This window comes from Actinomycetospora sp. CA-084318 (assembly GCF_050955885.1).
Classification (GTDB): domain Bacteria; phylum Actinomycetota; class Actinomycetes; order Mycobacteriales; family Pseudonocardiaceae; genus Actinomycetospora.
Genome location: NZ_CP192098.1, coordinates 5,234,656 through 5,260,083, shown reverse-complemented (window position 1 = coordinate 5,260,083; position 25,428 = coordinate 5,234,656). Strand labels below are relative to the sequence as shown.

The window sequence follows — 25,428 nt, the reverse complement described above, 5'->3', positions numbered from 1 at the left end:
CGGCCGGGTACTCGGCGTCCGGGGTGGCGGCTATTCCTTCGCCGCCTTCCACTCCTCGAGGTGCGGCGACTCGTCGCCGATCTTCGTGTGGTCCCCGTGCCCGGTGCGCACGATCGTCTCGCCGGGCAGGGCGAACAGCTTGCGCTCGATCGACTCGAGGATGACCCCGTAGTCGGAGTACGAGCGCCCGGTGGCCCCCGGCCCGCCCTGGAACAGGGTGTCGCCGGTGAAGACGACGCCGAGGTCGGGGGCGTAGAAGCACGTCGACCCGGGCGAGTGCCCCGGCGTGTGGATCATCTTCAGGTCGATCCCGGCGATCGTGAACGTCTCGCCGTCCTCGAGCCGGCCGTCCGGCTCGAGGTCGGGGTGGGTCAGGTCCCAGACCACCCGGTCCTCGGGGTTGAGCAGGATCGGCGCGTCGAGCGCCTTGGACAGCGCCGGGGCGGCGTTGACGTGGTCGTTGTGCGAGTGCGTGCACAGGATCGCGGTGACGTTGCGGTCGCCCACCGCCTTGCGGATCGCCTGCGCGTCGTGCGCCGCGTCGATGACGACGACCTCGCTGGAGTCCCCGAGGATCCAGACGTTGTTGTCGACGTCCCAGGACCCGCCGTCCAGCTCGAACTTCCCGGAGGTCACGACGTTCTCGACGGGCCCGCCGTCGTTCACGCCGGTGCCCACCGTGTCTCCGTAGCCCACCATCTAGAGGATCACCACCGAACGCAGCACGTCGCCGTGGTGCATCTTCTCGAAGGAGGCCTCGACGTCGTCGAGCGAGATCCGCTCGGTGACGAACTTGTCGAGCGGGAACCGGCCCTGCAGCGCGAGGTCGACCAGCATCGGGAAGTCCCGGCTGGGCAGGCAGTCGCCGTACCAGGACGAGCGCAGCGACCCGCCGTGGGAGAAGAACGGCTGGAAGTCGGCCTCCAGCTTCATGTCCGGCGACGGGACGCCGACGAGCACGAGGCGGCCGGCGAGGTCGCGGGCCTCGAACGCCTGCTTCCAGGTGGCCGGGATGCCGACCGCGTCGATGACGACGTCGGCGCCGAAGCCGTCGGTCAGGTCGCGGATGCCCTGCACCGGGTCGGTGTTCTTGGCGTTGATCGTGTGGGTGGCGCCGAAGCCCTTGGCCCACTCGAGCTTCCGGTCCTCGGTGTCCACCGCGATGATCGTGGTGGCGCCGGCCAGCGCCGCGCCCGCGATCGCCGCGTCGCCCACGCCGCCGCAGCCGATGACGGCCACGGTCTCGCCGCGCTTGACCTCGCCGGTGTTGATCGCCGCGCCGGCGCCGGCCATGATCCCGCAGCCGATCAGTCCGGCCTCGGCCGGATCGATGTCCGGGTTGACCTTGGTGCACTGCCCGGAGTGGACCAGCGTCTTCTCCGCGAACGCGCCGATGCCCAGGGCCGGCTTGAGCTCCTCGCCGGTGTCCTTGAGCGTCATCGCCTGCGCGGCGTTGTGCGTGTCGAAGCAGAGGTGGTGCTTGCCCTTGCGGCAGGCCCGACACACCCCGCACACCGCGCGCCAGTTGAGGATGACGTAGTCGCCGACCTCGAGGCCGGTCACGCCCTCGCCGAGCGCCTCGACCGTGCCCGCGGCCTCGTGGCCGAGCAGGAACGGGTAGGCGTCCTCGATGTTGCCCTCGCGGTAGTGCAGGTCGGTGTGGCACACCCCGCACGCCTGGATCGCGACCACGGCCTCACCGGGACCCGGATCGGGGATCACGATCGTCTCGACGGTGACCGGCTTGCCCTTCTCCCGGGACACGACGCCCCGGACCTCCTGCGGCATTCTTCGCCCTCCACGTCGTCGGCTCATGCGTTCATGCGTTCGCGTGCAGGGTTCCACGTGACGCCGGGCACTACGCAAGGTCTGCCCGACGAAAGAACGGGCGGCCGCCTCCGTGGAGGTGACCGCCCGTCCGGGTCGTGCGGGGTCGATCAGACGTGCAGGATCAGACCCGAGCCCTGGCCGCCGCCGCCGCAGAGACCGGCCGCGCCGATGCCGCCGCCGCGCCGCTTGAGCTCGTGGGCGAGGTGGATCGCGATCCGGGCGCCGGACATGCCGACCGGGTGGCCCAGGGAGATCGCGCCGCCGTCGGGGTTGACCCGCGCCGGGTCGACGCCGAGCTCCTCGGTGGACTGCAGCGCCACCGCGGCGAACGCCTCGTTCAGCTCCAGCATCTCGAGCTGGTCGGGCTTGAGGCCCTCGCGCTCGAGCGCCTTGAAGATGGCCCGCGACGGCTGCGAGAGCAGCGAGTTGTCCGGGCCGGCCACCCAGCCGTGGTGGCCGATGCGGGCGAGGATCTCGAGGCCGAGCTCCTTCGCCTTCTTCTCCGACATGATCACGGCCGCGGCCGCGCCGTCGGAGATCTGCGACGAGGTGCCGGCGGTGATGATGCCGTCCTTCGAGAACGCTGGACGCAGCTTGCCCAGGCCCTCGGCGGTGGTGTCGCCGCGGACGCCCTCGTCCTCGGTGACGACGACCGGGTCGCCCTTGCGCTGCGGGACCGAGACCGGGGCGTACTCGGCGTCGAAGCGGCCGTTCTTCGCGGCGTCGGCGGCCCGCTGGTGCGAGGACGCGGCGTAGGCGTCCATCGCCTCGCGGGTCAGGCCGATCGCCTTCGAGAAGCGCTCGGTCGAGGCGCCCATCGACTCGTGGTCGTAGACGTCGGTCAGCGCGTCGTACTCGGTGGCGTCGAGGATCTGGCCGCCGCCGTACTTGTAGCCGCGGCGGGCCTTCGGCAGCAGGTACGGCGCCGCGGTCATCGACTCCATGCCCCCGGCCACGACGACGTCGTAGTCGCCGGCCTGGATCATCTGGTCGGCGATCGCGATCGCGTCGAGCCCGGACAGGCAGACCTTGTTCAGCGTGAACGAGGGCGTCGACATCGGGATGCCGGCGTCGGTGCCCGCCTTGCGGGCCGGGTTCTGACCGGCGCCGGCCTGGATGACCTGACCCATGATCAGGTACTCGACCTGGTCGCCGGAGATGCCGGCCTGCTCGAGGGCCTTCTGGATCGCGGTCGTGCCGAGCTGCTGGGCGGTGAGGTCGGCGTACGCCCCCGAGAGCTTGCCGATCGGCGTGCGGGCGCCGGAGACGATGACGGAGCCGGGCATGGGCTTCCTCCTGGACGTTGTCGGGAGTACTCACGAACACGACGTCGGGTGAGGACCGCGACGACCGCCGGGTCCTCGAACCTACCCGTGTCGGTGCCCGCACCCCAGGGGCGAACATGCCTCCGGAGTGCAGGACCGCTCACGAGGATCGGTTCAGACGGGGCTCATTCCCCGTCGCTGCGCTCGCCCGCAGCGGTGACTCCCGAGTAGCGCGCGACCTCGGCCATCAGGGGCGGCCACTCCTCGCGCAGCGCCTGGTTGCCCATGAACAGGCCCAGGTGACCGCCGGGGGCGGTCCGCTTCCACACCTGGTCCGCGGGCGTCGAGACCGCGTCCGCGGCCCGGAACACCTGGACCGGCGGGGTGATGTGGTCGGTCGCGCCGCCGAGCAGGAACAGCGGGCAGGACAAGTCGGCCATGGACAGCCGCTTCCCGCCGACCTCCAGTCGGCCCTCGATGAGCTCGTTGCCGGAGAACAGGTGCTCGACGAGCCACAGGTAGAACGTGCCGGGCACGTCCTGCGTGTGCTTGAACCAGTCCTCGAAGGCCTGGTAGCGCGCGATGGCGGCCGGGTCGTCGAGGTGGCGGAGCAGGTCGACGTGCTTGGCGATCTCGGCGTCCGGGCTCATCGCGATGAAGCCGTTGAGCACGAACTGGCCGGGCATGTTCCCGCGGCCCATCGCGACCATCGCCTGGTAGGGCAGCTTCCCGTAGCGTCGGCTCGTCACCCGCGACGAGGCGCCGATGGCGGTGTCGCCGGCGTGGAAGTCGATCGGGGCACCGGCGAGGGTGAGGGTGTTGACCCGCTCCGGGTGCACGCACGCGTAGATGGTGGAGAGCCACCCGCCCTGGCAGTCGCCGACGAGGTTGACCGAGGTGTGGCCGGTGCCCTCGAGCGCGGTGTCCACGGCGCGGTCGACGACCGCGACGTAGTCCTCGATGGTCGTGTTCCTCGTGGCCTGCGTGGCGCCGACCCAGTCGAGGGTGAACGCGCGGGTCAGCCCGGCCCTGCGGATGACCTGCATCTGCGACTGGGTGGGCTGGAAGTCGACGATGCAGGAGTCGTGGCCGGCCTGCGGCGGGAGCACGAGGGTGGGCACGACGTCGGTGACCTCGTCCTCGGGGGAGGTGAAGTCCCGCAGCCGCGCGATCGGGGTCTCCCAGACGATCCGGTGCTCGGTCGACCAGGTCGGGCGACGGCGGCTGAGCACGTGGCCCCACCAGCGCACGGCGTCGTACACCGTCCGGTGCGGGGTCGCGGCCTGGGCGAGCGCCCGGGTCGTCACGTAGGCAGTGCCCTCGGCGAGGGCGGTGGTCGCCTTGCGCAGCGTCTCGCCGCGGAAGGTCCGCAGGTAGGCCGCGGGGTCGACCGGGTCGATGGCGGGCGCGTCGGGGGCCTCGGTGGCACCGTCGGTCACCGCGGAACGGTCGCTGGTCACGGTCATCGCCGCATTCCTCCTCGCGCGGCCCGGCGGAGGGGACCGTCCGGGCGCCGGGGCGGCTCCCGGCGACGCCGCCAGGCTGCTCGGCGAACCGTAGGTCCGCTAGGCATAGTTCGCAAACAGCTGCGCACCGGCGCACGGGCGCCGGGCCTGCGACGAACGGCCGGACCCTCGTCACGGGTGTGTCGCAGAACGCATGGATACGTGTGACCGCTGACACCAACGGGCACGTCACCGCTCGGTGGGAGCCGCAGGCGATGCGGACGACGACGAGCGAAGGATGTCGTGATGGCGGACATGACGGGACAGGTCGCCGTGGTGACCGGCGGCGCACGCGGGATCGGCAAGGCGATCTCGGAGCGCCTCGCCAACCGGGGCTGCAAGGTGGCGGTCGGCTACTCCAACGGCCGCGACGCGGCCGCCGAGCTCGCCGAGAAGTACCCCGGGATGACGATCCACCAGGGCAACATCGGCAGCCGCGAGGACTGCGAGCGCGTGGTGCAGGAGGTCTACGACCAGCACGGTCGGATCGACGTCCTGGTGAACAACGCCGGCATCACGGCCGACAAGATGCTCCACAAGATGGAGGTCGACGACTGGGACAAGGTCATCCAGGTCAACCTCTCGGGCACCTTCTACATGTCGCACCTGGCGTTCCAGCACATGCGCGAGCGCGGCAGCGGCCGGATCGTGTCGATCTCCTCGGTGATCGGTGAGCGCGGCAACGCGGGCCAGGCGAACTACGCGGCCACCAAGTCCGGTCTGTTCGGCCTCACCATGTCCCTGGCCATGGAGGGCGCGAAGAAGGGCGTCACCGCGAACTGCGTCGCGCCCGGCTACATCGAGACCGACATGGTCGCCGGGGTCCCGGAGGCCGCCCTGGAGAAGATCGTCGGCCAGGTCCCGCTCGGCCGGCTGGGCCAGCCCGACGAGGTCGCCCGCGTGGTGGAGTTCCTCGCCGACCCCGACTCGGGCTACATCACCGGCCAGGTCTACTCGGTCAACGGCGGGCTCTTCATGTCCTCCTGAGCCGTCCCGACGAGCCCGAAGGCCCCGCCGAGCTCGACGCAGATCTCGTCGAGCGCGGCGGTGGCCGCCCGGCACATGCCGGGGAAGGACATGAACCCGTGCACGGCCCGGGCGTGGTCGCGGTGCCGGGTCGGCACCTCGGCCGCGCGCAGCGCATCGGCGTAGGCCACGCCGTCGTCGTGCAGCGGGTCGACCTTCGCCGTGATCACCAGCGCCCGGGGGAGGCCGCGGTGGTCGGGGGCGAGCAGCGGGGAGCACAGCGGGTCGGTCGGGTCGCCGTCCGGCCCGAGGTAGTTGGCCCGGAAGACGTCCATGTCGGCCTTGGTCAGCAGCGGGCCGCGCTCGTAGGCCGCGGTCGACGGTGCTTCGAGGGAGAGGTCGACGACGGGGTAGATCAGCACCTGGGCGTCGATCGCGGGCCCCGCCTCGCGCGCCATCATCGCGACGACCGCCGCGAGGTTGCCGCCGGCGCTGTCGCCCATCACCGCGACCTGGTCGGTCCGCCCACCCAGGGCGTCGGCGTGGCGCACCGCCCACACGAGTGCGGCGTACCCGTCGTCCCGCCCGGCGGGGTAGGGGTGCTCCGGGGCGAGCCGGTAGTCCACGGAGACCACGAGCGCGCCGACCCGCGCGGCGACCTGCGCGCAGAGCCAGTCGGACTGGTCGAGGTTGCCCAGCGACCCGCCCCCGCCGTGGTAGTTCAGGACGATCGGCAGCCCGTCCCCGCGGCGGCGTCCGCCGGGCAGCGGGCCGTGCGGGCGGTAGACGCGCAGCGTGGTCGGCCCGGCGTCGGTCGCCCCGGTGCTCGCGGCGAGGTCGACCCGCAGGTCGGTCAGCGACACGTCGGCGGGCATCGGCCCGAACACGCGCGAGGTGACGACGTTGTGCGAGAGCCGCCGGCTGCGGGCGCGCGCGAGGTCCTCGGCGGTCATGCGGCTGATGGCGATGACCCCGGCCCGGTCGGTGAACCAGGTGAAGAGGCGGGTGCGCACGTCGATGTCGACCGGGTGGGTCGCCTGCTCCGTCATCCCGTCTCCCTCGCCTCGTCGCGATGTCGCCGAGTGCCCCGTCCGGCGGTCGACCACGACATCGTTGGTCCGATCGGGAACGTGACGGAGATCATGTCCGGGCGTGACGTCGCTCCGCCAGCGCAACCGCCTGCTCGATCGTGGTCGCTCGGTGACCGGCCGTCGGAGCACGGTGAGCCGCGTCGCGATCGGGCCGACCGGCCGCGACGGGCCTGCTAGGGTCTGGATCGAACGAGGGGGAGTAGCTCCCAACACCGCGGTCGACACACTGATCGCCGCTCCCGGATCCGTCCGGGGCGTGCATCCGGTCGCGGCGGCCACCGGGTCCCGGTGGCGGGCGAGACCTTCGGTTCCGATCCCGTTGCACGCACGGGTCGGGCCGGAGACGCCTGGTGGCTCCGGTCCGACCGGAGACGAGAGGACCCTCGTGGACTCCATCGTGGCCACCTTCCTGGCCGCCACGGCCGTCAGCTTCGCCGTCATCTTCGTGGCGGAGCTCGGCGACAAGTCCCAGCTGATGGCGCTGACCTTCGCCACCCGCTACAAGGCGCTGCCGGTCCTGATCGGCATCACGGTCGCGACGGCGGTGGTGCACGCCGTGTCCGTCGGCGTCGGCTACCTGCTCGGCGCGGCGCTGCCCACCTTCTGGATCAGCCTCGTCGCCGCCGTCGCGTTCGTCGGCTTCGGGTTCTGGACCCTGCGCGGTGACCGGCTCACCGCCGACGAGGAGCACAAGGCGGCCCGGTCGAGCGGCTCCGCCGTCGTGGCCGCCTCGGTCGCGTTCTTCCTCGCCGAGCTCGGCGACAAGACGATGCTGGCCACGATCACCCTCGCCACCCAGTACCAGGGCTGGGGCGGCGTCGTCGGGGTGTGGCTCGGCTCGACCGTCGGCATGGTGATCGCCGACGGCCTCGCCATCGTCGTGGGCCGGCTGCTCGGCCGGAAGCTCCCGGAGAAGGCGATCCGGATCGGCGCCGCGGTGCTCTTCTTCGTCTTCGGCGTGTGGCTGGCGGTCGAGGCGTTCCTGACGCGGTGAGCGCTCAGGAGCTCGACGCCAGCGACGACGCCGCCTCGCGGCTCGTCGCGATGACCACGTCGTCGAAGTAGACCGAGCCCTCCTGCGAGATGTCGTCCGAGCGGTAGAGACCGGTCTTGAGGTAGGACACCTCGTCGGGATAGAGCGTGCCGCCGCGCGGCCGGTAGTCCGAGACCACCTCACGGCCGTCCTGGAACACGTCGACGCTGCCCTCGTCGGGGTCGTCGGAGAAGTGGACGCGCAGCACCAGATCGGTCCGCGCCCCGGCGCGGGCCGGGCCGATGTCGCGGCTCCAGTGCTCGCCGATGCCCTCCCCGCCGTCGAGCACGAAGCGGCCGCCGCGCACCTGGACCGAGAGCGGCGGGCTGCCGTCGCCGGAGTTCTTCCACTGGGCGATGACCTGCCAGTCCGAGGTGTCCACCGGGAAGTCCGACGGCAGGTACACCGCGAACCCGAACCAATACTCGTCGCCCGGGCGGAAGCTGCGGTACGCCGGCTCGAGCTCGGAGCGGGTGCCGCCGCCGGGCACGGTGTACTCGACGGCCGTGCGGCCCGGGGCGTCGGGGGACTCGACGGCCCGGGGGTCCTCGGCGTCGTCGGTGTTCCAGGGCGTCACGCGGTAGGAGTCGAGCACCGAGTCCGCGCTGGTCCCCGACCGCCAGACCACGCCCTCCCCGGTCGGCCCCGAGGACGGGCCCCGGCCGGAGCTCGACGTCGGCCCGGCGCAGCCGGCCGCGACGACGAGGGCGAGGAGGGTCCCGACGACGAGCCGCGCGGCGGACGCACGGCGGGTGGGGCTCACTCCGTCAGCGTACGGGCGTGCGGGTGATGCCCCGGTCGTGTCGCGGAGCCGGGGCGGGGCTCAGACCCCGCTCAGCTGCAGCCGCACCCGGCGCTCGACCAGGATCGGCAGGAACGAGCGCACCCGGGCACCGGCGAGCCGCTCGAACGCCTCGGCGACGGCGCCGCGGACGGTGTCGGGCGCGACGCCCTCGGCGGTCCAGCGGGCGACGAGTCGCTCCTCGGTCTCGACGAGGAGGGCGCGGTCGTCCCGCGTGGTGGTGGTGGCGGCCTGCGGCATTCCCGTATTCAACGACCGGAGACCGGTTGTGCACCAGGGAACGACTCGTTGCTCACAGCACCGGGTTCGCGGACGGCGGGCGGCAGCAGGTCGACCCCCAGCGGGCCGCCGGCCGCGAGTGCCGCGCCGACCGGGTAGGCGCGCGCCGCGGCGGGCAGCGGGCCCTCGTCGCCGGAGAGCAGGACCGACACGCCGGCGGGGTCCGCGGCCGGCCGGGCCTCGAGGCCGAGGCGGCGCAGGGTCTGCCCGGCCACGGCCCCGGCGCTGTCGTACAGGCGCACGCCGGGCAGCGCCGCGGCGATCGCGTCCGACACCAGCGGGTAGTGCGTGCAGCCCAGCACCACCCCGGTCACGTCCCGGGGCGTGCGGGCCGCACCGGCCGCCACGGCGTCCGCGATCGCGCGCTCGTCGGCGCTCTCCACGGCCCGCGCGAGCCCCGGGCACGGCACCGCCGTCGCCTGGCCCGGCGCGGCGAACAGCGCCACGAGGTCGGCCTGGTAGGAGCTCGCGCTGGTCGCCTCGGTGGCCCACACCCCGAACGGCGCGCCGCTCGCGGCGGCGGGCTTGATCGCGGGCACGGTCCCGACGACGGGTCGCCCCGGCTCGAGCTCGGCGCGCAGCGGGACCAGGGCGTTGACGCTCGCGGTGTTGCACGGCACCACGACGGCGTCGGCGCCGCGGGCGACCGCGAGGCGCGCGGCGGCGAGCACGCGGTCGACGATCCACGCGCCCGGCCGGGCGCCCCACGGCATGCCCGCCGGGTCCATCAGCAGGTCGAGGTGCGCGTCCGGCCGCAGGTGGCGCAGCCAGCCCGCCGTCGGGAGCATGCCGAGACCGGAGTCGATGAGCGCGATGCGCACGAGCCGATGGTAGACCGGCGTCACACCATGGCCGCGCTGCCCACCTCCGGGTGGGAGCGGAAGAACTCGACCATCGGACCGACGTGGTCGGCGAAGGACGGGCACGCGACGCCGACCTCGGCGAGCAGCGCGGTGGTGGCCGCGGTGTCGTAGAGCGTCGGGTGGGTGAGGTACTCGAGGGTCGACGACGGCACCTGGAACAGGCGGCCGACCCCGGGCACGTGGTCGATGGAGAACGCGGCGAGCGCCGTCGGCATCGGCACCACGCGCAGCCGCTTCCCGCCCGCCGCGGCGAACGTCTCGGCCATCTCGGTGACCGTCGGCGGGTTCGGTTGGGCCAGCGCGACGGTGCGTCCCACGGCGGCGTCGTGCCCCGCGAGGGCGGCGATGCCGTCGACCACGAAGTCCGACGGGACGAGGTTGAACGCCACGCGGTCGGCGCCGCGCGGGAGCGGCATGAGGGCGGTCGCGCCCTGGCGCAGCAGGAGCTGCAGCACGTAGTAGGGGCCGTCGAACTTCTGCGTGTGGCCGGTGGCCGAGTCGCCGACCACCACGGAGGGGCGGTAGATCGTCACCGGCAGGCCCGCGTCCCGCGCCTTCGCGACGACGCGCTCGGCCTCGTGCTTGGTGTGGTCGTAGTGGTTGGCGAACGGCTGGCCGAGCTCGAGGTCGTCCTCGTAGAACACGCCGTCGTAGCGGCCCGACACGTAGCAGGTCGAGACGTACTGCAGCCGGCGCAGGCCGGCCCCGGCGGCGGCCCGCCGGGCCAGGTCGACCACGTGGCGGGTGCCGTCCACGTTCACCCGCCACGCGATCTCCGGGGCCACCGAGAGGTCGTACACCGCCGCCAGGTGGAAGATCTCGAGCTGCTCGCCCAGGAGCCGGTCGGCGACCGCCGGGTCCAGGCCGAGACCCGCCGTCGTGATGTCCCCGACGACGAGGTCCGTCCGGCCCGCGAGCCCGGGCTCGGCCCGCTCGATCTCGGCCAGCGCCTCGCGGGCCCGGCCCAGCCAGCGCTGCTGCACGAGGGCGACGGCGCGGGCGTCCGGGTCGCGGCGCAGCGTCCGGGGCAGCAGCGCGGAACCGAGGAAGCCGGGGAACCCGGTGAAGAGGACGGCGCTCACGGGACGGAGAGTGTCATCTCCGCCCTTGCGGGGCATCTTGCGCTCCGGAGGACTCGTCGCGCAGCGCTGCCGGCGTGACGACGTGGTGGAGAGGTGCGTGATGGCGGAGCGGATCGTCGTGGTGGGGGCCGGGTTCGCCGGGCTGGAGACGGTGAAGCGCCTGGAGAAGGTGCTGCGCTCCGAGATCGGGAACGGCTCCGTCGAGGTCGTCCTCGTGGCGCCCAACGACTACATGCTCTACCTGCCGCTGCTGCCGCAGGTCGCGTCCGGCGTCATCACCGCCCAGTCGGTGACCGTGCCGCTGCCGCGGGCCGTGAAGCGCGCGCACCGGCTGCCGGGCACCGTCGTCGGGGTCGACCTCGACCGGAAGTGCTGTGTGGTCCGCAAGATCTCCGGCGAGGAGGTCGAGCTGCCCTACGACCGGCTCGTCCTCGCCCCGGGCAGCGTCACCCGGCAGTTCGACATCCCGGGCCTGGAGGAGCACGCCCTCGGGATGAAGAACCTCGCGCAGGCCGCCTACCTGCGCGACCACGTGCTCGCCCAGCTCGAGCTCGCCAACGCGGCCACCGACGACGCCGAGCGTGCGGCGCGCTGCCGCTTCGTCGTGGTCGGCGGCGGCTACGCGGGCACCGAGACCGCGGCCTGCCTGCAGCTGCTGTGCGAGGCCGCGCTCAAGCGGTTCCCGCGCCTGGACCCCGGCATGGTCCGCTGGACGCTCATCGACATCGCGCCCCGCCTGATGCCCGAGCTCGGCAAGCGGCTCGGCGAGCAGGCGCTGGACATCCTGCGGCGCCGCGGCGTGGAGATCAAGCTCGAGACCGGCGTGCAGGAGGTGACCGACGAGTCGGTGACCTTCTCCGACGGCGAGGTGGTCCCGTGCCGCACGCTCGTGTGGACCGCAGGCGTCACCTCCAGCCCGCTGGTCAAGAACCTCGGCGTCGAGCTCGTCCGCGGGCGGCTCAAGGTCGGGGCCGACCTGCAGGTCGAGGGCCACCCGGGCGTGTTCGCGCTCGGCGACTCGGCCGCCGTGCCCGACCTCACGCAGGACGACCCCGAGGCGATCTGCCCGCCGACCGCCCAGCACGCGACGCGGATGGCGGTCACCGCCGCCGACAACGTGGTGGCCTCGCTGCGCGGCGAGCCGCTGTCGCAGTACAAGCACCACGACCTCGGCCTCGTGGTGGACCTCGGCGGATCCCAGGCCGTGGCGCACCCGCTGAACCTCGAGCTCAAGGGCGCACCGGCCCAGGCCGTCACGCGGGGCTACCACCTGTTCGCGCTGCCGCTGACGCGGACGCGGGCGCGCGTCGTCGCCAACTGGATCCTCCACCTGTTCGGCGGGGACGACTTCATCCGCATCGGCTTCCTCGCCGACCGCCGGGCCACCGTGGACGAGTTCGAGGGCACCACGTCCTACCTGACCCGCGACGAGATCCGCGCGCGGGCCTCCTGAGGCGGTCCTAGGCTCGCCCGATGCCCCACCTCGACGACGTCGTCGCCCCCGACGGCACCCGGATCCGCTGGTGGGACAACGGGTGCGTCGGGCGGCCCGCCCCCGACGTCGTGATCTCCAACGGCCTCGGCGCCTCCCCGGCGGCCTGGCCGTGGCTGGGAGGTGACGGGCACCCGTCGTCGGGAACGCCCCGGGCCGTGACCTGGCACCACCGCGGGCTCGGCGGGTCGGAACGCCCCGCCGACCCGGAGCGGATCACGATCGGCGACCACGTCGACGACATGTTCGCCGTGATGGACGCGGCGGGGATCGACTCGGCCGCGGTGGTGGGCTGGTCGGTCGGCGTGGCGGTCGCGTTCGAGGCCGCCCGGCGGGCGCCGGAGCGGGTCTCGTCGCTGCTGGTGCTCGGCGGCGTCGCCGGGGGCGGGTTCCGCAGCGGACCCTCGTGGGCGCCGGAGTTCCTCTCCCGCGGGATCTCGACGGCGAGCGCGTGGTCGTTGCGGATCGTCGGGCCGCCGGTGGCGGGGCTGATCTCGCTGCTGCCGCGCAGCCTGGACGCGAATGCCCTGGCCGCCCTCGCGCCGCCCCCGCTGCAGACCCTGGCCGAGGTGGCGCGGGAGTTCTCCCACCACGACTGGACCTGGTTCTCGCAGATGGTGCTGGCGGCCGGGAAGGAACCGCCGATCCCGGTCGACGCCGTGCGCGTCCCGACCACGGTGGTGGCCGGCGAGTTCGACACGATGGCGCCGGTCGAGGACATGGTCGCGCTCGCCGACGCCGTGCCCGGGGCCCGGCTGGTCCGGGTGCCCGGCACGCACTTCGTGCCGCTGCAGTTCCCGGACCTGCTCGCGGCGGAGCTGGACGCCCTCAGGACCTCGACGCGATGACGCGCAGCGCGAGGTCGTAGCCGAGCGTGCCCGCCCCGGCGATCACCGCGGTGGCGACCGGCGAGACGTAGGAGTGGTGCCGGAACGGCTCGCGGGTGTGCACGTTCGAGATGTGCACCTCGACGATCGGGCACGGGATCGCCGCCAGGGCGTCGCGGATCGCCACCGAGGTGTGGGTGAACGCGCCGGGGTTGACGACGACGCCGGCGAAGCCGTCCATCGCCTCGTGGATCGCGTCGATGAGCACGCCCTCGTGGTTGCTCTGCCGGGCGTCGACGTCCAGCCCGAGCTCGGCGCCCAGGGCGCGGGCCCGGTCGTCGACGTCGGCGAGGGTCTCCGATCCGTAGATCCCGGGTTCCCGTCGACCGAGCAGGTTCAGGTTGGGCCCGTGGAGCAGGAGCACCCGACGAAGACCTTGCGGTTCACGATTCTGCGACACGGACACTCCACATCATCACACAGCGATAACAACAGGGGTGTGATTCGAGGGTCAAGGTCCCGGGCGGGGACGCCGATATGAGGACAGCGCCCACCGAGGGCGGTTCGCCTGAACGAGGCAACACTGGAGACGGAGTCTGTATGAGGACGGTTCTGATCTGCGACGACCGGCGCAGTGTCCGCGAGGGCCTGACCCGTGTCATGTCGGCCGTGCCCGGCGTGCAGCGCATCGACTGCGTGGCGACCCCGGAGGACCTGCTCGCCCGGTACGCCCGCCAGCCGGTCGACGTCGTGTTCATCGGGACGCAGCGTGCGGTCAGCTCGGGCGCGGAGGCCACCCGCCGGCTCGTGACGGCCCACCACCAGGCCAACGTCATCGTCTTCGGCGCGCCCGACGACGCCGGCAGCATCGCCGCCGCGATCGCGGGCGGGGCGCGGGGCTACCTGCGCTGGGACGCCTCGCGGCCCGAGCTGGTCGCCGCGCTCGCCTCGACGACGATGGGCGACGTCTTCCCGGCGCAGCGCCAGTCCTCGGAGCCGGGTGCGGGCATCAACCTCACCGAGCGCGAGATGCAGGTGCTGCGGGGGATGAGCCAGGGCAAGAGCAACGGCCAGATCGGTCGTGAGCTCTACCTGTCCGAGGACACGGTGAAGACGCACGCGCGCCGGCTGTTCCGCAAGCTCTCGGCCTCGGACCGCGCGCAGGCGGTGGCCCAGGGCTTCCGCTGCGGCCTGGTCAGCTGATCGGAGTCGCGACCCCGGTCGTGGACGCGAACCGCCGAGTCGGAGGCGGCGGCATCGCGCGAGGACCGGAGGGACACCGACGTCGCGGGGGCCTCCCCGCGAGCGCGGGAGCACGCCCGACCGGGCAGGGTCCGGGCGTGCTCTCCCGCGATCAGCCGGACAGTGGGCCGACCGTCGCCGCGATGCGGTGGTCGGCGATCTCGGTGCGCGTCCGTCGGGCCGCACCGAAGCGGTGCCGGATCCCGTCGGGACCGGCGAGCCAGCCCTGGTAGGCGTCGAGCCGGTGGTCGAGCCGCTCGCCGTCGTCGGCGATCACGGTGACGACGTAGCGGGACTCCCGCTCGAAGCGGTAGCGGGGTGTGGGCGGGGTCTTCACGGGCCTGGCCATCACCTGAGATCGTACGGGCACGGAACGACCGGGCCCGGAGAACACGCGCAGCCCCCACTCGCGAGGGGCGGCGCGGAGGCGGTCGGCTCCTGACCGCCTCCTGCGGCACGATCGGGCCGTGCTCGAGACCTCGGCCCGCCTGCTGCGCCTGCTCTCGCTGCTCCAGACCCGGCCCGAGTGGTCCGGCCCGGAGCTGTCCGAGCGGCTCGGCATCTCGGTGCGCACCGTGCGCCGCGACGTGGAGAAGCTGCGCTCCCTCGACTACCCGGTCGAGGTCGACCTCGGGCCCACCGGCGGGTACCGCCTGGGCGCCGGTGCCGCGCTCCCCCCGCTGCTCCTCGACGACGAGGAGGCGGTCGCGGTCGCGGTGAGCCTGCAGACGGCGGGCGGGGCCGGGATCGCCGGGCTCTCCGAGACCGCCGTCGGCGCGATGGTGAAGCTGGAGCGGATCCTCCCCGAGCGGTTGCGACGCCGGGTCGCGGCGGTCGGCGTGTCCACCGTGGCGCCGATGCGGGCGACGCCGTCGGTCGACCCGGCGACGCTGGTCGCCGTGGGCGGGGCCTGCCGGGACCGGCGGGTGCTCGACCTGGACTACACCGCGCACGACGGCACGGGGACGCGCCGGCGGGTCGAGCCGCACCACCTCGTCGCCTGGGGCCGGCGCTGGTACCTGCTTGCCTACGACCTCGGGCGCGACGACTGGCGCACGCTGCGCCTCGACCGCGTCGTCCCGCGGGTGGCGCCGGACGGGCTCGCGACCGGACCCCGGTTCGTCCCGCGGGAGGTCCCGGGGGGCGACCCGGCCGAGTACGTGGCGTCGAAGGTCCGCGACGTGCGGCCCGTGCGCTGCCGGGCCCGCGTGCACGCCACGGTCGAGGAGGTCCGCGCCCGGCTGTGGACCGACCAGGCGGGCGTCGACGACCTCGGCGACGGCACCTGCCGCGTGCGGCTCGCGGGCGACGACGTCCACGGCGTCGCGGTCGTGTTCGCCGCGCTGGGCTTCGAGTTCGAGGCCGAGGAGCCCGCCGAGCTGGGTATCGCGCTGCGCGGGATGGCGCAGCGCTGCGGCCGTGCCGCAGATTCCTCGACGCGGGGTGGTGCACCCGGGCCGAGTTAGGCTAGGCTCACCTCAGCGAGATCGACAGCACGACGATCCGCTCACGATCCGGCCGCGAGGGTGTTGTGGTGGCGCCCGAGGTGGCTGCGCAAGAGGAGGGCGCCGGGCTCGAGGGACGAGCCCGGCGCCGTCCTCGTCATCGTAACCCCTCAGGCGGGGCGCAGGCCCGGTGAGCGGTCGGCCACCGTGAAGGCCGCCGCCGTCCGCACCGGGGCCCCCGGCGTCGAGACCCGGTCCACCACGCGGACCGCCGTCCGCAGCACGTCCGGCTCGAACCGCGCCGTGAGGTAACCGCGCCGGTCCGACCCGAAGCGGATGTGCGGGTTCTCCGCCAGCGCCTCGGTGACCTCCGCGGGCGTGTCCGCTCCGTCGCCGCCCGAGGTGATCGAGCTCGACACCAGCTCCGTGCCGACCACCGGCGAGCTCGGGTCGCCGTAGCGGGCCTTCACGTCGGCCACGTACTGGGTGTGGATGTCGCCGGAGAGCACGACCGCGTTGCGCACCTGCGCCTGCTGCCACGCCGCGACGATCCGGTCCCGCTCCACGGCGTACCCGTCCCAGGCGTCCGGGTTGAACCCGCGCGGCGGGCCGGGCACGAGGTCGAGCGCCGAGAAGAACACCTGCTGCCCGAGGACGTCCCACCGGGCGCGCGAGCGCCGGAAGCCGTCGACCAGCCACCGCTCCTGCGCACCGCCGGTGAGCGTGCGCCGCGGGTCGGTGAGTTCGGCGCAGTCGCTCGGGTAGGTGTCGCCGCAGGCCTGGTCGTCGCGGTACTGGCGGGTGTCGAGCATGTGGAAGGTGGCCGTGTCGCCCCAGGACAGGCGCCGGTAGCACTGGATCGACGAGCCCCGCGGTCGCTGCGCCGGGCGCACCGGCATGTTCTCGTACCAGGCCTGGAACGCGGCGGCCCGGCGCTGCAGGAACCCCGGGTCGGGCTTCTCGGGGACGTCGCCCGCCCAGTTGTTCGATACCTCGTGGTCGTCGAACACGCTGATCCACGGGGCGGCGGCGTGCGCGGCCTGCAGGTCGGCGTCGGCGTGGTGGTAGGCGTAGCGGGTGCGGTAGCCGGCGAGGTCGCGCGGCTCGGGGGTGTCGTAGCTGCGCGGGTTGCCGCTGGGGGCCCGGTAGGTCCCGGCGGCCTCCTCGTAGATGTAGTCGCCGAGGAACAGCACCAGGTCGGGCTGCTCCTCGGCCATGCGCCGGTAGGCCGTGAAGAAGCCGTGCTCGTACATCGCGCACGAGGCGAACGCGATGGTCAGCGGGGCGAGCCCGCGCGCCGGGGCGGTGCGGGTGACGCCGACCGGCGAGATCCGGCCCCGGGCGCCGAAGCGGTAGAAGAACGTGCCGCCCGCGGGCAGACCGCGCGCCTCGACGTGCACCGCGTACCCGTCCTGCGGGCCGGTCCGGGTGCGCCCCGACGCGCGGACGCGGGAGAAGCGCTCGTCGTCGGCGATCTGCCAGTCGACGTCGACCACGCGCTCGGTCATCCCGCCGTCGGGCTGCTCCGGGTCGCGCGCGAGGCGGGTCCAGAGCACGACGGAGTCGGGCGCGGGGTCCCCCGAGGCGACGCCGAGGGTGAACACCTCGCCCGCCGGGGGAGCGGCGAGCGCGCGCGGGACGGTGAGGCTGCTGGTGGCCGCGGCGGCGAGCGCGGCGGCGCCCCCGAGCAGGACGGCCCGCCGTGTGGTGGTGGGGGACACCGCTGCATGGTCGCCCGGACGTGGGTGCACCCGGATGGCCCGTGTGCGACGTCCGGGCGAGCGTCGGGTGTCGGGGCGGAGACCGATCCGGACATGCGGCGCGAGGGGCACGTTCTCCGCGAGGTGTCCGAGGGGCAGCTCCCGGACGACTTCCCCGAAACGGCACCCACGGCCCGCGGGGCGCTCCTACCGTGAGGACGTCGATCATCACCGACGGGTCAGGAGCAGCCGATGTCCCAGCCGTTCGACGCCGACATCGCCGCGATGCGCGCGGGGGCGAGCCAGCTCTCGGCGGCCGGGAGCGGCTTCTCCGCGGCGGGTGCGCAGGCCGCGGGCGCGGCGGGCTCGGCCGGGGGCGGCGTGAACGGTGGCGGGCTCGCCGGTGCCCTGGCCGCGCTCGGGGCGGAGCTGCAGAGCCGCACCCAGGAGTTGGCGGCCGCCGCGGCGGCGGCCGCCGGGAACGTCGAGGCCGCGGCGGGGAACTACGAGACGGCGGACGCCGGGGCGGCCGGCGCGATCGACGGCACCGTGCCGGGTGGGGCGGCCGACGCCGCCGCGAGCCGGACGATCCGCTAGAAGCGCGCCCCGGCGTCGGCAGCGGCGGCGTAGATGCCCAGGACCCCGGCCAGCAGCGGCAGCACGGACACGGCGACGCCGGTCTCCAGCCACCCCAGCAGCCGCTGGGTCCGGGGTCGGCGCCACCAGTCCGCCACCCCCTCGTCGGTGAGCTCCGCGGTCCGCAGCGCGCCGCCGAGTCCGACGAGTCCTCCGATCACGGCGACCGCGACGGCGGCGACGACCGCCCTCCCGACCGGGCCGCCGCCGAGCACCACCGCCCACGCCACGCCCGCGAGCCCGACCACCCCCGCCCCGACGGCGGACGCCGACTCGCCCACGAACACCGACCGCCGTGCCCGCAGGACCGCCGTGACCGCCACGGCCGCGCAGAAGCCGAGGACGATGCCGCCCCCCGACGAGGTCGCCAGCACCCACAGCCCCACCGCCGCGGCCGTGCTGCCTGCGAGCACCGCCAGGTCGAGGGTCCGACGGGTCGCCGCGGCGTGGTCGAGGAGGTGCTCGGCGTCCTCCCGTGGCTCGATCCACGTGCGGCTGCGCGTGACGATCCACGGCAGCGCCACGAGCAGCACGAGCCACACCGTCAGGGCCACCGCGATCGCACGCGGGGCCGGCAGCAGTCCGCCCGCCACGAGCGCCGACGGCAGCGAGAACCCGGCACCGAGCGTGCCGGCCGCGGCCCACCACGATCCCCGCTCACCCACCACCAGCCACGCGGAGGCGGCGCCGACCGCGAGCGCCGAGCCGGCGAGCGTCAGCACGAGCGGCAGGCCGCCCCGGGCCACGAGACCGCCCGCCACCCCGGCCGCGGTCCATGCCGTGAGCGACGCGAGCGCGGCCCCGAGCGTCGGCAGGTCGGCGCCCGGGGGCGGGCCGTCGAGCGGGGTGGTCGCGCGGGTGCGGCGCTGCAGCGCGGCGAGGCCGAGCAGCATGCCCGCGAGCGCCAGCGGCACGAGCGGACCGCCCGGCACCGCGAGCGACAGCGACGCCCCGACCGCCGCGACGGCCACGAGCAGCGCGGTGACGAGCACCCCGACGCGCCGCACGGTCCACCGCGGCAGACGACCCGCGCCCTCGGCCAGGGCGACGAGCCCGTCGTCGACCGGCTGCGCCGGGCGCGGCATCGGCCACGGCCCGAGGTGCAGCACGTCGCCGTCGCGCACGCCCGCGGCCTCGAGCGAGATTCCCGGCGGCATCGGGCCCGCCCCGGTGCGGTGCAGGTACCAGGGCCGGCCGTCCGCTCCGCGGACCAGCGGGGCTCCGGGCAGCAAGCGGGCCGCGAGCTCGTCGACGACCTCCGCCACCGTGGCGTCCGCGGGCAGCGCCGCGTCGACCGCGCCCTCGGGGCCGCACACGCGCACCGTGCACCAGGAGCCCTCGACCGCGGGCCGGTCCCGGCTACCGGCGACGGGCGCGGAGGGCTGACGGGCCATGGCCATGAACGACATCCTGATCCATCGACCACCCCGCGGTGGGCCGGTTCGACCAACTCCCGACCCCGTGCGACTCGTCGACCCGCCGGCGTCGAGCGGCGGGGCGCCGCCCACCCCGTGGACCTACGCGCTGTTCCCGCTCCTCGGCAGCGGCGGCATCCTGGTCTTCGCGATCGTCAACCGGAACCCGATCTACTTCCTCGCCGGCGGGATCTTCGTGATCGGCGCGCTCGGCATGGGCGTGATGATGTTCCTGACGACCCGGCGCCGGTCCCGCGAGCAGGGCACCGACGCCCGGCTGCGCTACGTCGCCCACCTCGCCGACGTCCGCGCCCGGCTGCGGGCGGCCGCGGACGACCAGCGCCGGGTCGCGGAGGAACAGCACCCCGACCCGCCGCTGCTCGTCGGCTTCCCGGACCGCGCCGAGCGGCTGTGGGAACGGCGCCCGGACGACCCCGACTTCCTGCTGCTGCGCGTCGGGCGGGCGCGCGTGCCGGGCGTCGCCGCGCCCGTCCTCGCCGACGCCGATCCCACCGAGCCACGCGACCCCGGCACGGAGGCCGCCGCGCGGCGCCTGGTCGACCGCCTGGGCCCGGTCCCCGACGTGCCCGTCGCGGTCCCGCTGCGCGGTGCGGTCGCGATCGTCGGCGACCCGGTGCGCGGCCGGGCCCTCGCTCGCGCGATGGTCGCCCAGCTCGCGGCCCTGCACGCCCCCGACGACGTCCGCCTCGCCGTCTGCTGCCCGGACGGGCCGGACGCGCCGGCCGACCGCGCGGCGTGGGACTGGGTGAAGTGGCTGCCGCACGCCCGGCACCCGGCCGGCGGCGGGGCCGACGGGACCGGTCTGCTCGTCGCCGAGGACGCCGACGGACTGCGGCACCTGCTCGCCGCCGAACTCGCCCGTCGGCGCTCGGGGGGCCGCCCGGGAGGTCCGGCGGCCGGGCCCGCGCTCGTCGTCCTCGTCGACGGGGCGCTGCCGGTGCCCGACCCGCTCGGCGACCTGCCCGCCCTCGGCGTCGGGGTCCTGCACGTCGTCGCGGACCCGCTGGACCGCCCGGCGGCGGCCGAGGTGACCGTGCCCGTCGGGGCCGACCACGGGATCGAGGTCCGCCGCGGCCGTGACGGGACCCCGCCCCCGGAGCTGGCCGCACTCGCCGTCGTGACCGGGCTCGTCCCCGACGTCCTCGGGCTCGCGGAGGCGGAGACGCTCGCGCGGCGGCTGACCCCGATGCGGCTCTCGCGCCGGGCCGGACGCGGGGCGCTCGCCGAGGTCAACGGGCTGGCCGGGCTCCTCGGGATCGACGACGTCGCCGCCCTCGACCCCACCGCCACGTGGCGGCGCCGCCCGGAGTCGGACCTGCTGCGCGTGCCGCTCGGCGTCGACGCCGACGGGACGCCGGTCGAGCTCGACCTCAAGGAGGCGGCGCTCTCCGGGATGGGGCCGCACGGCCTGGTCGTCGGCGCGACGGGGTCGGGCAAGTCGGAGCTGTTGCGGACGCTGGTCACCGGGCTCGCCGCCACCCATCCACCGGACGACCTCGCGCTCGTCCTCGTCGACTACAAGGGCGGCGCGACGTTCGCCGGTATGGCGACGCTGCCGCACGTCGCCGGGTCGATCACCGACCTGGAGGACGACCCGGAGACCGTCGAGCGGTTCGGGGACGCGCTGCGCTCCGAGCTGCGCCGTCGCGAACAGCTGCTCCGAGACGCCGGCAACCTCACCGGTATCCGGGAGCACCGCCGGCTGCGGCTGGCCCGTCCCGATACGGTGCCGGCGCTGCCGCACCTGCTCGTGGTCGTCGACGAGTTCTCCGAGCTGCTCACCGCCCAGCCCGACTTCATCGACCTGTTCGTGCAGGTCGGACGGGTCGGTCGCTCCCTCGGGGTGCACCTGCTGCTCGCGACGCAGCGCCTCGAGGAGGGGCGGCTGCGGGGCCTGGACTCGCACCTGTCCTACCGGCTCGCGCTGCGGACGTTCTCGGCCGCCGAGAGCCGCACGGTCATCGGGAACACCGACGCCTTCGACCTCCCGCCGGTGCCGGGCTCGGCGTACCTGAAGGTGGACACGAGCGTGTACCGGCGGCTGCGGGTGTCGACGGTGTCCGCGCCGTACGTCGAGCCGGTCCGGGGCGTGGTGCGCCGCCCGCACGCCCGGGTGTTCCGCGCCTTCGACGGGCGGGGCGAGGTCGGCGACACCCTGCCCGCCCTCGGGCTCGACCTGTCCGACCCGGAGCAGCGGTCCACCCTCGACGTCGTCGTCGACCGCCTGCGCGCGGCCGCGGAACCCGTGCACCAGGTGTGGCTGCCGCCGCTGCCGACGGCGCTGCCGCTGACCGCGGTGCTGCCCCGCCCGGCCCTCAGCGCCGGACGGGGCCTGCTCGCGCCGCGGCCCGCACCGCTGTCCGTCGGGCTCGGCGTGGTCGACCGCCCCGACCGGCAGGCCCAGGAACCGCTGGTGGTCGACCTGTCGGGCACCGGGGGCCACCTCGGGGTCGTCGGCGCCCCGCGGACGGGCAAGAGCACGGCGCTGCGCACGCTGGTCACGGCGGCGGCCCTGACGCACACGCCGGCCGAGCTGGTGGTCTACGCCGTCGACCTCGGCGGCGGGTCGTTGGCCGCGCTGGAGCGGTGGCCGCACGTCGGAGGCGTCGCGGGACGGCAGCGGCCGGACGTGGTGCGGCGCCTGGTCGCGCAGCTCGAGTCCCTCGTGGCCACAAGGGAGCGCACCTTCGCCGAGCGCGGCGTCGAGTCGATGGCCCAGCTGCGCGACCGGCCGTCGACCGAGGTCGCCGTGGTGGACCCGGAACCGGACGTCCTGCTGCTGGTCGACGACTGGGGCGCGCTGCGCGCGGAGTTCGAGGACCTCGAGCCACGGCTCACCGCCCTCGCCGCGCGGGGGCTGGGGTACGGGCTGCACCTCGTCGTGACGGCGGGACGCTGGTGGGACATGCGCCCGGCGCTGCGCGACGCGCTCGGCACGCGGATCGAGCTGCGGCTCGGCGACGCCGCGGACTCCGTGATCGACCGGCGGGCCGCCCGCAGCGTGCCGACGACCCCAGGGCGAGCCCTGGTCGGGGCGGGGTTCAAGGCGCAGCTCGCGCTGCCCGTGATCACCGACGGGACGGGGTGCACCGAGGACGCGGCGACCACGGCGGCGCGGGCGGCCGCGGGCTGGTCGGGTCCGGCGGCGCCGCCGATCCGGATGCTCCCGCCGCTGGTGTCGCTGGACGATCTGCCCGCCGGGACGATCGGGCGGCGCGAGAGCGACCTCGCGCCGCTCCCACTGGACCTGCTCGGCGGCCGGGATCCGCACCTGCTCGTGCTCGGCGACGCCGGGTCGGGTCGCACCGCGACGCTGCGCGCGGTGGTCGCCGCCCTCTGCGCGGCGTATCCGCCGGCGGAGCTGCGGGTGGTGGTCGTCGACTACCGACGCACCCTGCTCGACGCCGTGCCGCCCGAGCACCTGTCGGTGTACCTGGGGTCCGCGCCCGCCGCGGCGGAGACGCTGCCCGCGGCGGCCGCGAAGATGGCCGCCCGGCTGCCCGGCCCCGACGTCGCGCCGGCCCGGCTGCGGGCCCGCGACTGGTGGGACGGACCGCACATGCTCGTGGTGGTCGACGACCACGACCTGGTCGCGACCCCGGGCGGCGACCCCCTCGCGGCGCTGCTCGACCTGCTGCCGCAGGGACGGGACATCGGGCTGCACGTGGTGCTGGCGCGGTCGGCGGCGGGGGCGTCCGCGGGGATGATGCAGCCGGTGCTGCGGCGGCTGCGCGAGCTCGGCGGTCCGGGTCTGCTGCTCTCCGGGCCGCGCGACGAGGGGGCGTTGCTGCACGGGGTGCGGGCGAAGGACCTGCCGCCGGGCCGGGCGCAGTACGTCACGCGCCGGGCCGAGCCGGAGCTGGTGCAGATCGGATGGGTGCCGGAGGCCGACTGAGGTCGGCCTCCGGCACTGTCACACCTGGAAGGACTGCATGGTCGCGCGCTCGGCGTCGTTGTAGCCCTGGTTCGCCCCGGCCGTCGTGCGGCCGAGTTCCCCGAGCGCGGCCTGCAGTTCCTGCCAGCCCGCGTCCCACTGGGCCTGCGCGTTCGCGTAGGACTCGCGCGCCGCGCCGTCCCACGTGGCGAGCATCGGGGCGATGTCGGAGCGCAGCTGCTGCATGCGCTGCTCCATCGCCTGGGCGCCGCCCTGCACGTCGGCGACCACCGTGTCGAGCGCGCCGAAGGAGACCTTGATCCGGTCGGCCATCGTGTCCTCCTCTAGAAGCCGGGGACGGCGACGTCCATGCCGGCGCCCGATCGGTCGATCCGGCCGGACGCGTCGGCGTCGCTGGTCTCGTAGCCCGCCCGAGCGCGCTGCACGAGGTTCGAGATCGTGTCGAGCGCCTGGTTGAGCTTCTGGTTGGCGGCCTCGTAGCGCGCGTGCGCGCCGGTGAACGCCGTGTTCCCGTCGCCCACCCACTGGCCCTGGACCGCGTCGAGCTTCCCGCGCAGCGCGGTCAGCTCCGAGCGGATGTCGGCCACGTTCGCCACCATGCGCGACTGCGACTGCGCCATGGTCGCGGTCGAGACGTCGTACTGCCCCGCCATCAGGGCCCCCTCCCGGGTCGGGTACCGCGGTCGGTCCCCACGGTGACGGACCCGGCGTCGCCGTGGTGGCCGTTCCGGGAAAGTCAGTCCGGGACGGCGAGCGGCGGACCGGCGGCGAGCAGCGCGAACCAGGGCCGCCCGACCGGCAGCACCTGGCCGCGGGCGTAGCCCAGGGCGCGCAGGGCCTCGTCGTCGCGGACGGGGAACCCGAGCCCGGCGTCCACGAGGACCATGCCCTCGTCGACCTCGCGGCCCGGTGGGCGACCCGCCGCGTCGAACTCCGGCGGCGCCAGCAGGGCGCCGCCACCCGGCGGGACGTGCCAGGTCACGCGCACCGACCGCGCGCCGCCGGCGAGCAGCCGTTCCGGTCCGGCAGGTAGACCGGGGGCGGCGACGGCGCCGAACACCTGCAGCGTCGGGTCGTCGCCGCCGCGGGTCACGCAGGGCACGGCGGCGTCCTCGCGGTCGGGCACGAGCGGGGGGACGCTCGGCACGTCGACGATCCCGACGACGGGCCCGGCCGGCAGGCGCAGGACCTCGTCCGGGACCACCGTGCGCACCGGCGCCGGGAGCAGCCGCGCCGTGGTCTCGTCGGCGACGAGCCGCGCCCGCCCGCGGTCGAGGACGTAGCGGGCGCCGTCGGTGGTGGCGACGACCGGGCCGGGGGCCGCGCGCGGCGACAGCGTGCCGGCGCGGGGGAGCAGCCCGAGCCAGGGCGCCGGGACCTCCCGCACCTGGCCGGGGGACCAGCCGAGCAGCGGGAGGGCCTGCGGGTCGACGAGGTGGGTGCGGCCGCCGGCGACGAGCACGGTGTCCGACGTCCCGGACGCGCGACCGAGGAATCCGGTGAACGCCGTGACGGGCCCGACGACCGGCCCGGCGTACACCGCGACCTGGTCCGACGCACCGCGGTCGGGTCCGGTGGCGCAGGCGGCGAGCGGGACGGGCCCCGCGACCGCGGGCGGGAGCTGCGGCGACCCGTCGTCGGGAAGGGCGGTCCCGACCGGCACGGTGAGGACGCGGGCGTGCGGGACGAGCACCGGCTCGCCCCGCCGGCCCCCGGCGAGCAGGGCGGCGGTCAGCGTCGGCGCCGGGCGCAGCAGGCCGTCGGTGGCGAGGTAGCGGGCGCCGGTCTCGCGGTCGACGACGACGGTGCCCTCGTCGCGCCAGCCGTCGGGGGCGCGGTCGGTGAGGAACGCGGTGGCGGCGGAGACGGCCGCGACGAGCACCACGACGACGAGGCCGGTGAGCAGCGCGGCGTTCGGGCGGCGGACGACGTCCTCCACGGCGAGGTCGTCCCCGCGCACCAGGGCGGCCACGCCCCGGCGGCGCTGGAAGTCCTCGGACTCGATGAGCTCCCGTCTGCTCGCCACGCGACGGGACGAT

The 25,428-nt window shown here is 74.9% G+C and carries 24 protein-coding genes; 8 read left to right on the top strand and 16 right to left on the bottom strand.

Annotation, left to right across the window (positions count from 1 at the left end):
- Positions 1-30 precede the first annotated feature (30 nt).
- From ACQPYX_RS25660 to ACQPYX_RS25645, 4 genes are all read right to left on the bottom strand, one after another.
- Complete coding sequence (locus tag ACQPYX_RS25660; protein ID WP_433800109.1) at positions 31-699, bottom strand: MBL fold metallo-hydrolase; 669 nt, start codon at positions 697-699, stop codon at positions 31-33.
- Entirely contained in the window at positions 700-1,788 is a 1,089-nt protein-coding gene (locus ACQPYX_RS25655; RefSeq protein WP_433800108.1) for an S-(hydroxymethyl)mycothiol dehydrogenase, read from the bottom strand. It abuts the gene before it with no gap.
- Positions 1,789-1,937: 149 nt separating this feature from the next.
- Complete coding sequence (locus ACQPYX_RS25650) at positions 1,938-3,116, bottom strand: acetyl-CoA C-acetyltransferase (RefSeq protein WP_433800107.1); 1,179 nt, start codon at positions 3,114-3,116, stop codon at positions 1,938-1,940.
- Between the two features lie 164 nt (positions 3,117-3,280).
- Positions 3,281-4,561, bottom strand: coding sequence for an alpha/beta fold hydrolase (locus ACQPYX_RS25645; RefSeq protein WP_433800106.1), 1,281 nt, complete (start codon positions 4,559-4,561; stop codon positions 3,281-3,283).
- Positions 4,562-4,846: 285 nt separating this feature from the next.
- Between ACQPYX_RS25645 and ACQPYX_RS25640 the strand changes: the two genes are divergently transcribed.
- The gene (locus ACQPYX_RS25640) at positions 4,847-5,587 is read left to right on the top strand and encodes a beta-ketoacyl-ACP reductase (protein ID WP_433800105.1); all 741 of its coding nucleotides are present in this window, start codon (positions 4,847-4,849) and stop codon (positions 5,585-5,587) included.
- Here the strand turns inward: ACQPYX_RS25640 and ACQPYX_RS25635 are convergent.
- On the bottom strand, positions 5,551-6,615 hold the full coding sequence (locus ACQPYX_RS25635) for an alpha/beta hydrolase (protein ID WP_433800104.1): 1,065 nt from the start codon (positions 6,613-6,615) through the stop codon (positions 5,551-5,553). The genes ACQPYX_RS25640 and ACQPYX_RS25635 overlap by 37 nt on opposite strands.
- Before the next feature lie 427 nt (positions 6,616-7,042).
- On the opposite strand from ACQPYX_RS25635, the gene ACQPYX_RS25630 reads away from it, so the two are divergent.
- Entirely contained in the window at positions 7,043-7,651 is a 609-nt protein-coding gene (locus ACQPYX_RS25630) for a TMEM165/GDT1 family protein (RefSeq protein WP_433800103.1), read from the top strand.
- A 4-nt stretch (positions 7,652-7,655) separates the two neighbouring features.
- Here the strand turns inward: ACQPYX_RS25630 and ACQPYX_RS25625 are convergent, their stop codons facing one another.
- The 4 genes from ACQPYX_RS25625 to ACQPYX_RS25610 are packed head-to-tail and all read right to left on the bottom strand — an operon-like array spanning position 7,656 to position 10,716.
- Complete coding sequence (locus ACQPYX_RS25625; protein ID WP_433800102.1) at positions 7,656-8,453, bottom strand: polysaccharide lyase; 798 nt, start codon at positions 8,451-8,453, stop codon at positions 7,656-7,658.
- 60 nt (positions 8,454-8,513) lie between these two features.
- Complete coding sequence (locus ACQPYX_RS25620; protein WP_433800101.1) at positions 8,514-8,732, bottom strand: three-helix bundle dimerization domain-containing protein; 219 nt, start codon at positions 8,730-8,732, stop codon at positions 8,514-8,516.
- A gap of 8 nt (positions 8,733-8,740) precedes the next feature.
- A complete protein-coding gene (locus tag ACQPYX_RS25615) occupies positions 8,741-9,592 on the bottom strand; it encodes a glutamate racemase (protein WP_433800099.1) in 852 nt (283 codons plus the stop codon).
- A 20-nt stretch (positions 9,593-9,612) separates the two neighbouring features.
- Entirely contained in the window at positions 9,613-10,716 is a 1,104-nt protein-coding gene (locus tag ACQPYX_RS25610) for an SDR family oxidoreductase (protein WP_433800098.1), read from the bottom strand.
- Between the two features lie 100 nt (positions 10,717-10,816).
- On the opposite strand from ACQPYX_RS25610, the gene ACQPYX_RS25605 reads away from it, so the two are divergent.
- Both ACQPYX_RS25605 and ACQPYX_RS25600 read left to right on the top strand, forming a co-directional pair.
- On the top strand, positions 10,817-12,169 hold the full coding sequence (locus ACQPYX_RS25605; protein WP_433800097.1) for an NAD(P)/FAD-dependent oxidoreductase: 1,353 nt from the start codon (positions 10,817-10,819) through the stop codon (positions 12,167-12,169).
- Positions 12,170-12,189: 20 nt separating this feature from the next.
- Positions 12,190-13,056: an alpha/beta fold hydrolase gene (locus ACQPYX_RS25600; protein ID WP_433800096.1), complete on the top strand. Its 867-nt coding sequence runs from the start codon at positions 12,190-12,192 to the stop codon at positions 13,054-13,056.
- On the opposite strand, the gene aroQ is transcribed toward ACQPYX_RS25600, so the two are convergent.
- Entirely contained in the window at positions 13,037-13,459 is a 423-nt protein-coding gene (gene aroQ / locus ACQPYX_RS25595) for a type II 3-dehydroquinate dehydratase (protein WP_433800095.1), read from the bottom strand. The genes ACQPYX_RS25600 and aroQ overlap by 20 nt on opposite strands.
- Before the next feature lie 176 nt (positions 13,460-13,635).
- On the opposite strand from aroQ, the gene ACQPYX_RS25590 reads away from it, so the two are divergent.
- Positions 13,636-14,238 carry a response regulator transcription factor gene (locus tag ACQPYX_RS25590; RefSeq protein ID WP_230754767.1) on the top strand — a complete coding sequence of 201 codons (603 nt, stop codon included), beginning with the start codon at positions 13,636-13,638 and terminating at the stop codon, positions 14,236-14,238.
- Between the two features lie 151 nt (positions 14,239-14,389).
- Here the strand turns inward: ACQPYX_RS25590 and ACQPYX_RS25585 are convergent, their stop codons facing one another.
- A complete protein-coding gene (locus ACQPYX_RS25585; protein ID WP_433800094.1) occupies positions 14,390-14,626 on the bottom strand; it encodes a hypothetical protein in 237 nt (78 codons plus the stop codon).
- A gap of 118 nt (positions 14,627-14,744) precedes the next feature.
- Between ACQPYX_RS25585 and ACQPYX_RS25580 the strand changes: the two genes are divergently transcribed.
- Complete coding sequence (locus ACQPYX_RS25580) at positions 14,745-15,743, top strand: helix-turn-helix transcriptional regulator (protein WP_433800093.1); 999 nt, start codon at positions 14,745-14,747, stop codon at positions 15,741-15,743.
- Positions 15,744-15,892: 149 nt separating this feature from the next.
- Here ACQPYX_RS25580 and ACQPYX_RS25575 read toward each other — a convergent pair whose 3' ends face one another.
- Positions 15,893-17,443, bottom strand: a complete 1,551-nt coding sequence (locus tag ACQPYX_RS25575) for an alkaline phosphatase D family protein (protein WP_433800092.1) — start codon at positions 17,441-17,443, stop codon at positions 15,893-15,895.
- Positions 17,444-17,674: 231 nt separating this feature from the next.
- Here ACQPYX_RS25575 and ACQPYX_RS25570 point away from each other — a divergent pair, with 231 nt between their 5' ends.
- A complete protein-coding gene (locus ACQPYX_RS25570) occupies positions 17,675-18,019 on the top strand; it encodes a hypothetical protein (protein WP_433800091.1) in 345 nt (114 codons plus the stop codon).
- Here the strand turns inward: ACQPYX_RS25570 and ACQPYX_RS25565 are convergent.
- Positions 18,016-19,458 (bottom strand): EsaB/YukD family protein, encoded by a 1,443-nt coding sequence (locus ACQPYX_RS25565; protein WP_433800090.1) that lies wholly within the window; start codon positions 19,456-19,458, stop codon positions 18,016-18,018. The two genes, ACQPYX_RS25570 and ACQPYX_RS25565, sit on opposite strands and share 4 nt — an antisense overlap.
- A 61-nt stretch (positions 19,459-19,519) precedes the next feature.
- On the opposite strand from ACQPYX_RS25565, the gene eccCb reads away from it, so the two are divergent.
- A complete protein-coding gene (eccCb, locus tag ACQPYX_RS25560) occupies positions 19,520-23,389 on the top strand; it encodes a type VII secretion protein EccCb (RefSeq protein ID WP_433800089.1) in 3,870 nt (1,289 codons plus the stop codon).
- Positions 23,390-23,407: 18 nt separating this feature from the next.
- Here the strand turns inward: eccCb and ACQPYX_RS25555 are convergent, their stop codons facing one another.
- The 3 genes from ACQPYX_RS25555 to ACQPYX_RS25545 all read right to left on the bottom strand — a co-directional run bounded on the left by ACQPYX_RS25555 (position 23,408) and on the right by ACQPYX_RS25545 (position 25,415).
- Entirely contained in the window at positions 23,408-23,701 is a 294-nt protein-coding gene (locus ACQPYX_RS25555; RefSeq protein WP_433800088.1) for a WXG100 family type VII secretion target, read from the bottom strand.
- 11 nt (positions 23,702-23,712) lie between these two features.
- Entirely contained in the window at positions 23,713-24,042 is a 330-nt protein-coding gene (locus ACQPYX_RS25550) for a WXG100 family type VII secretion target (protein WP_433800086.1), read from the bottom strand.
- Between the two features lie 83 nt (positions 24,043-24,125).
- Complete coding sequence (locus tag ACQPYX_RS25545) at positions 24,126-25,415, bottom strand: type VII secretion protein EccB (RefSeq protein ID WP_433800085.1); 1,290 nt, start codon at positions 25,413-25,415, stop codon at positions 24,126-24,128.
- Positions 25,416-25,428 lie beyond the last annotated feature (13 nt).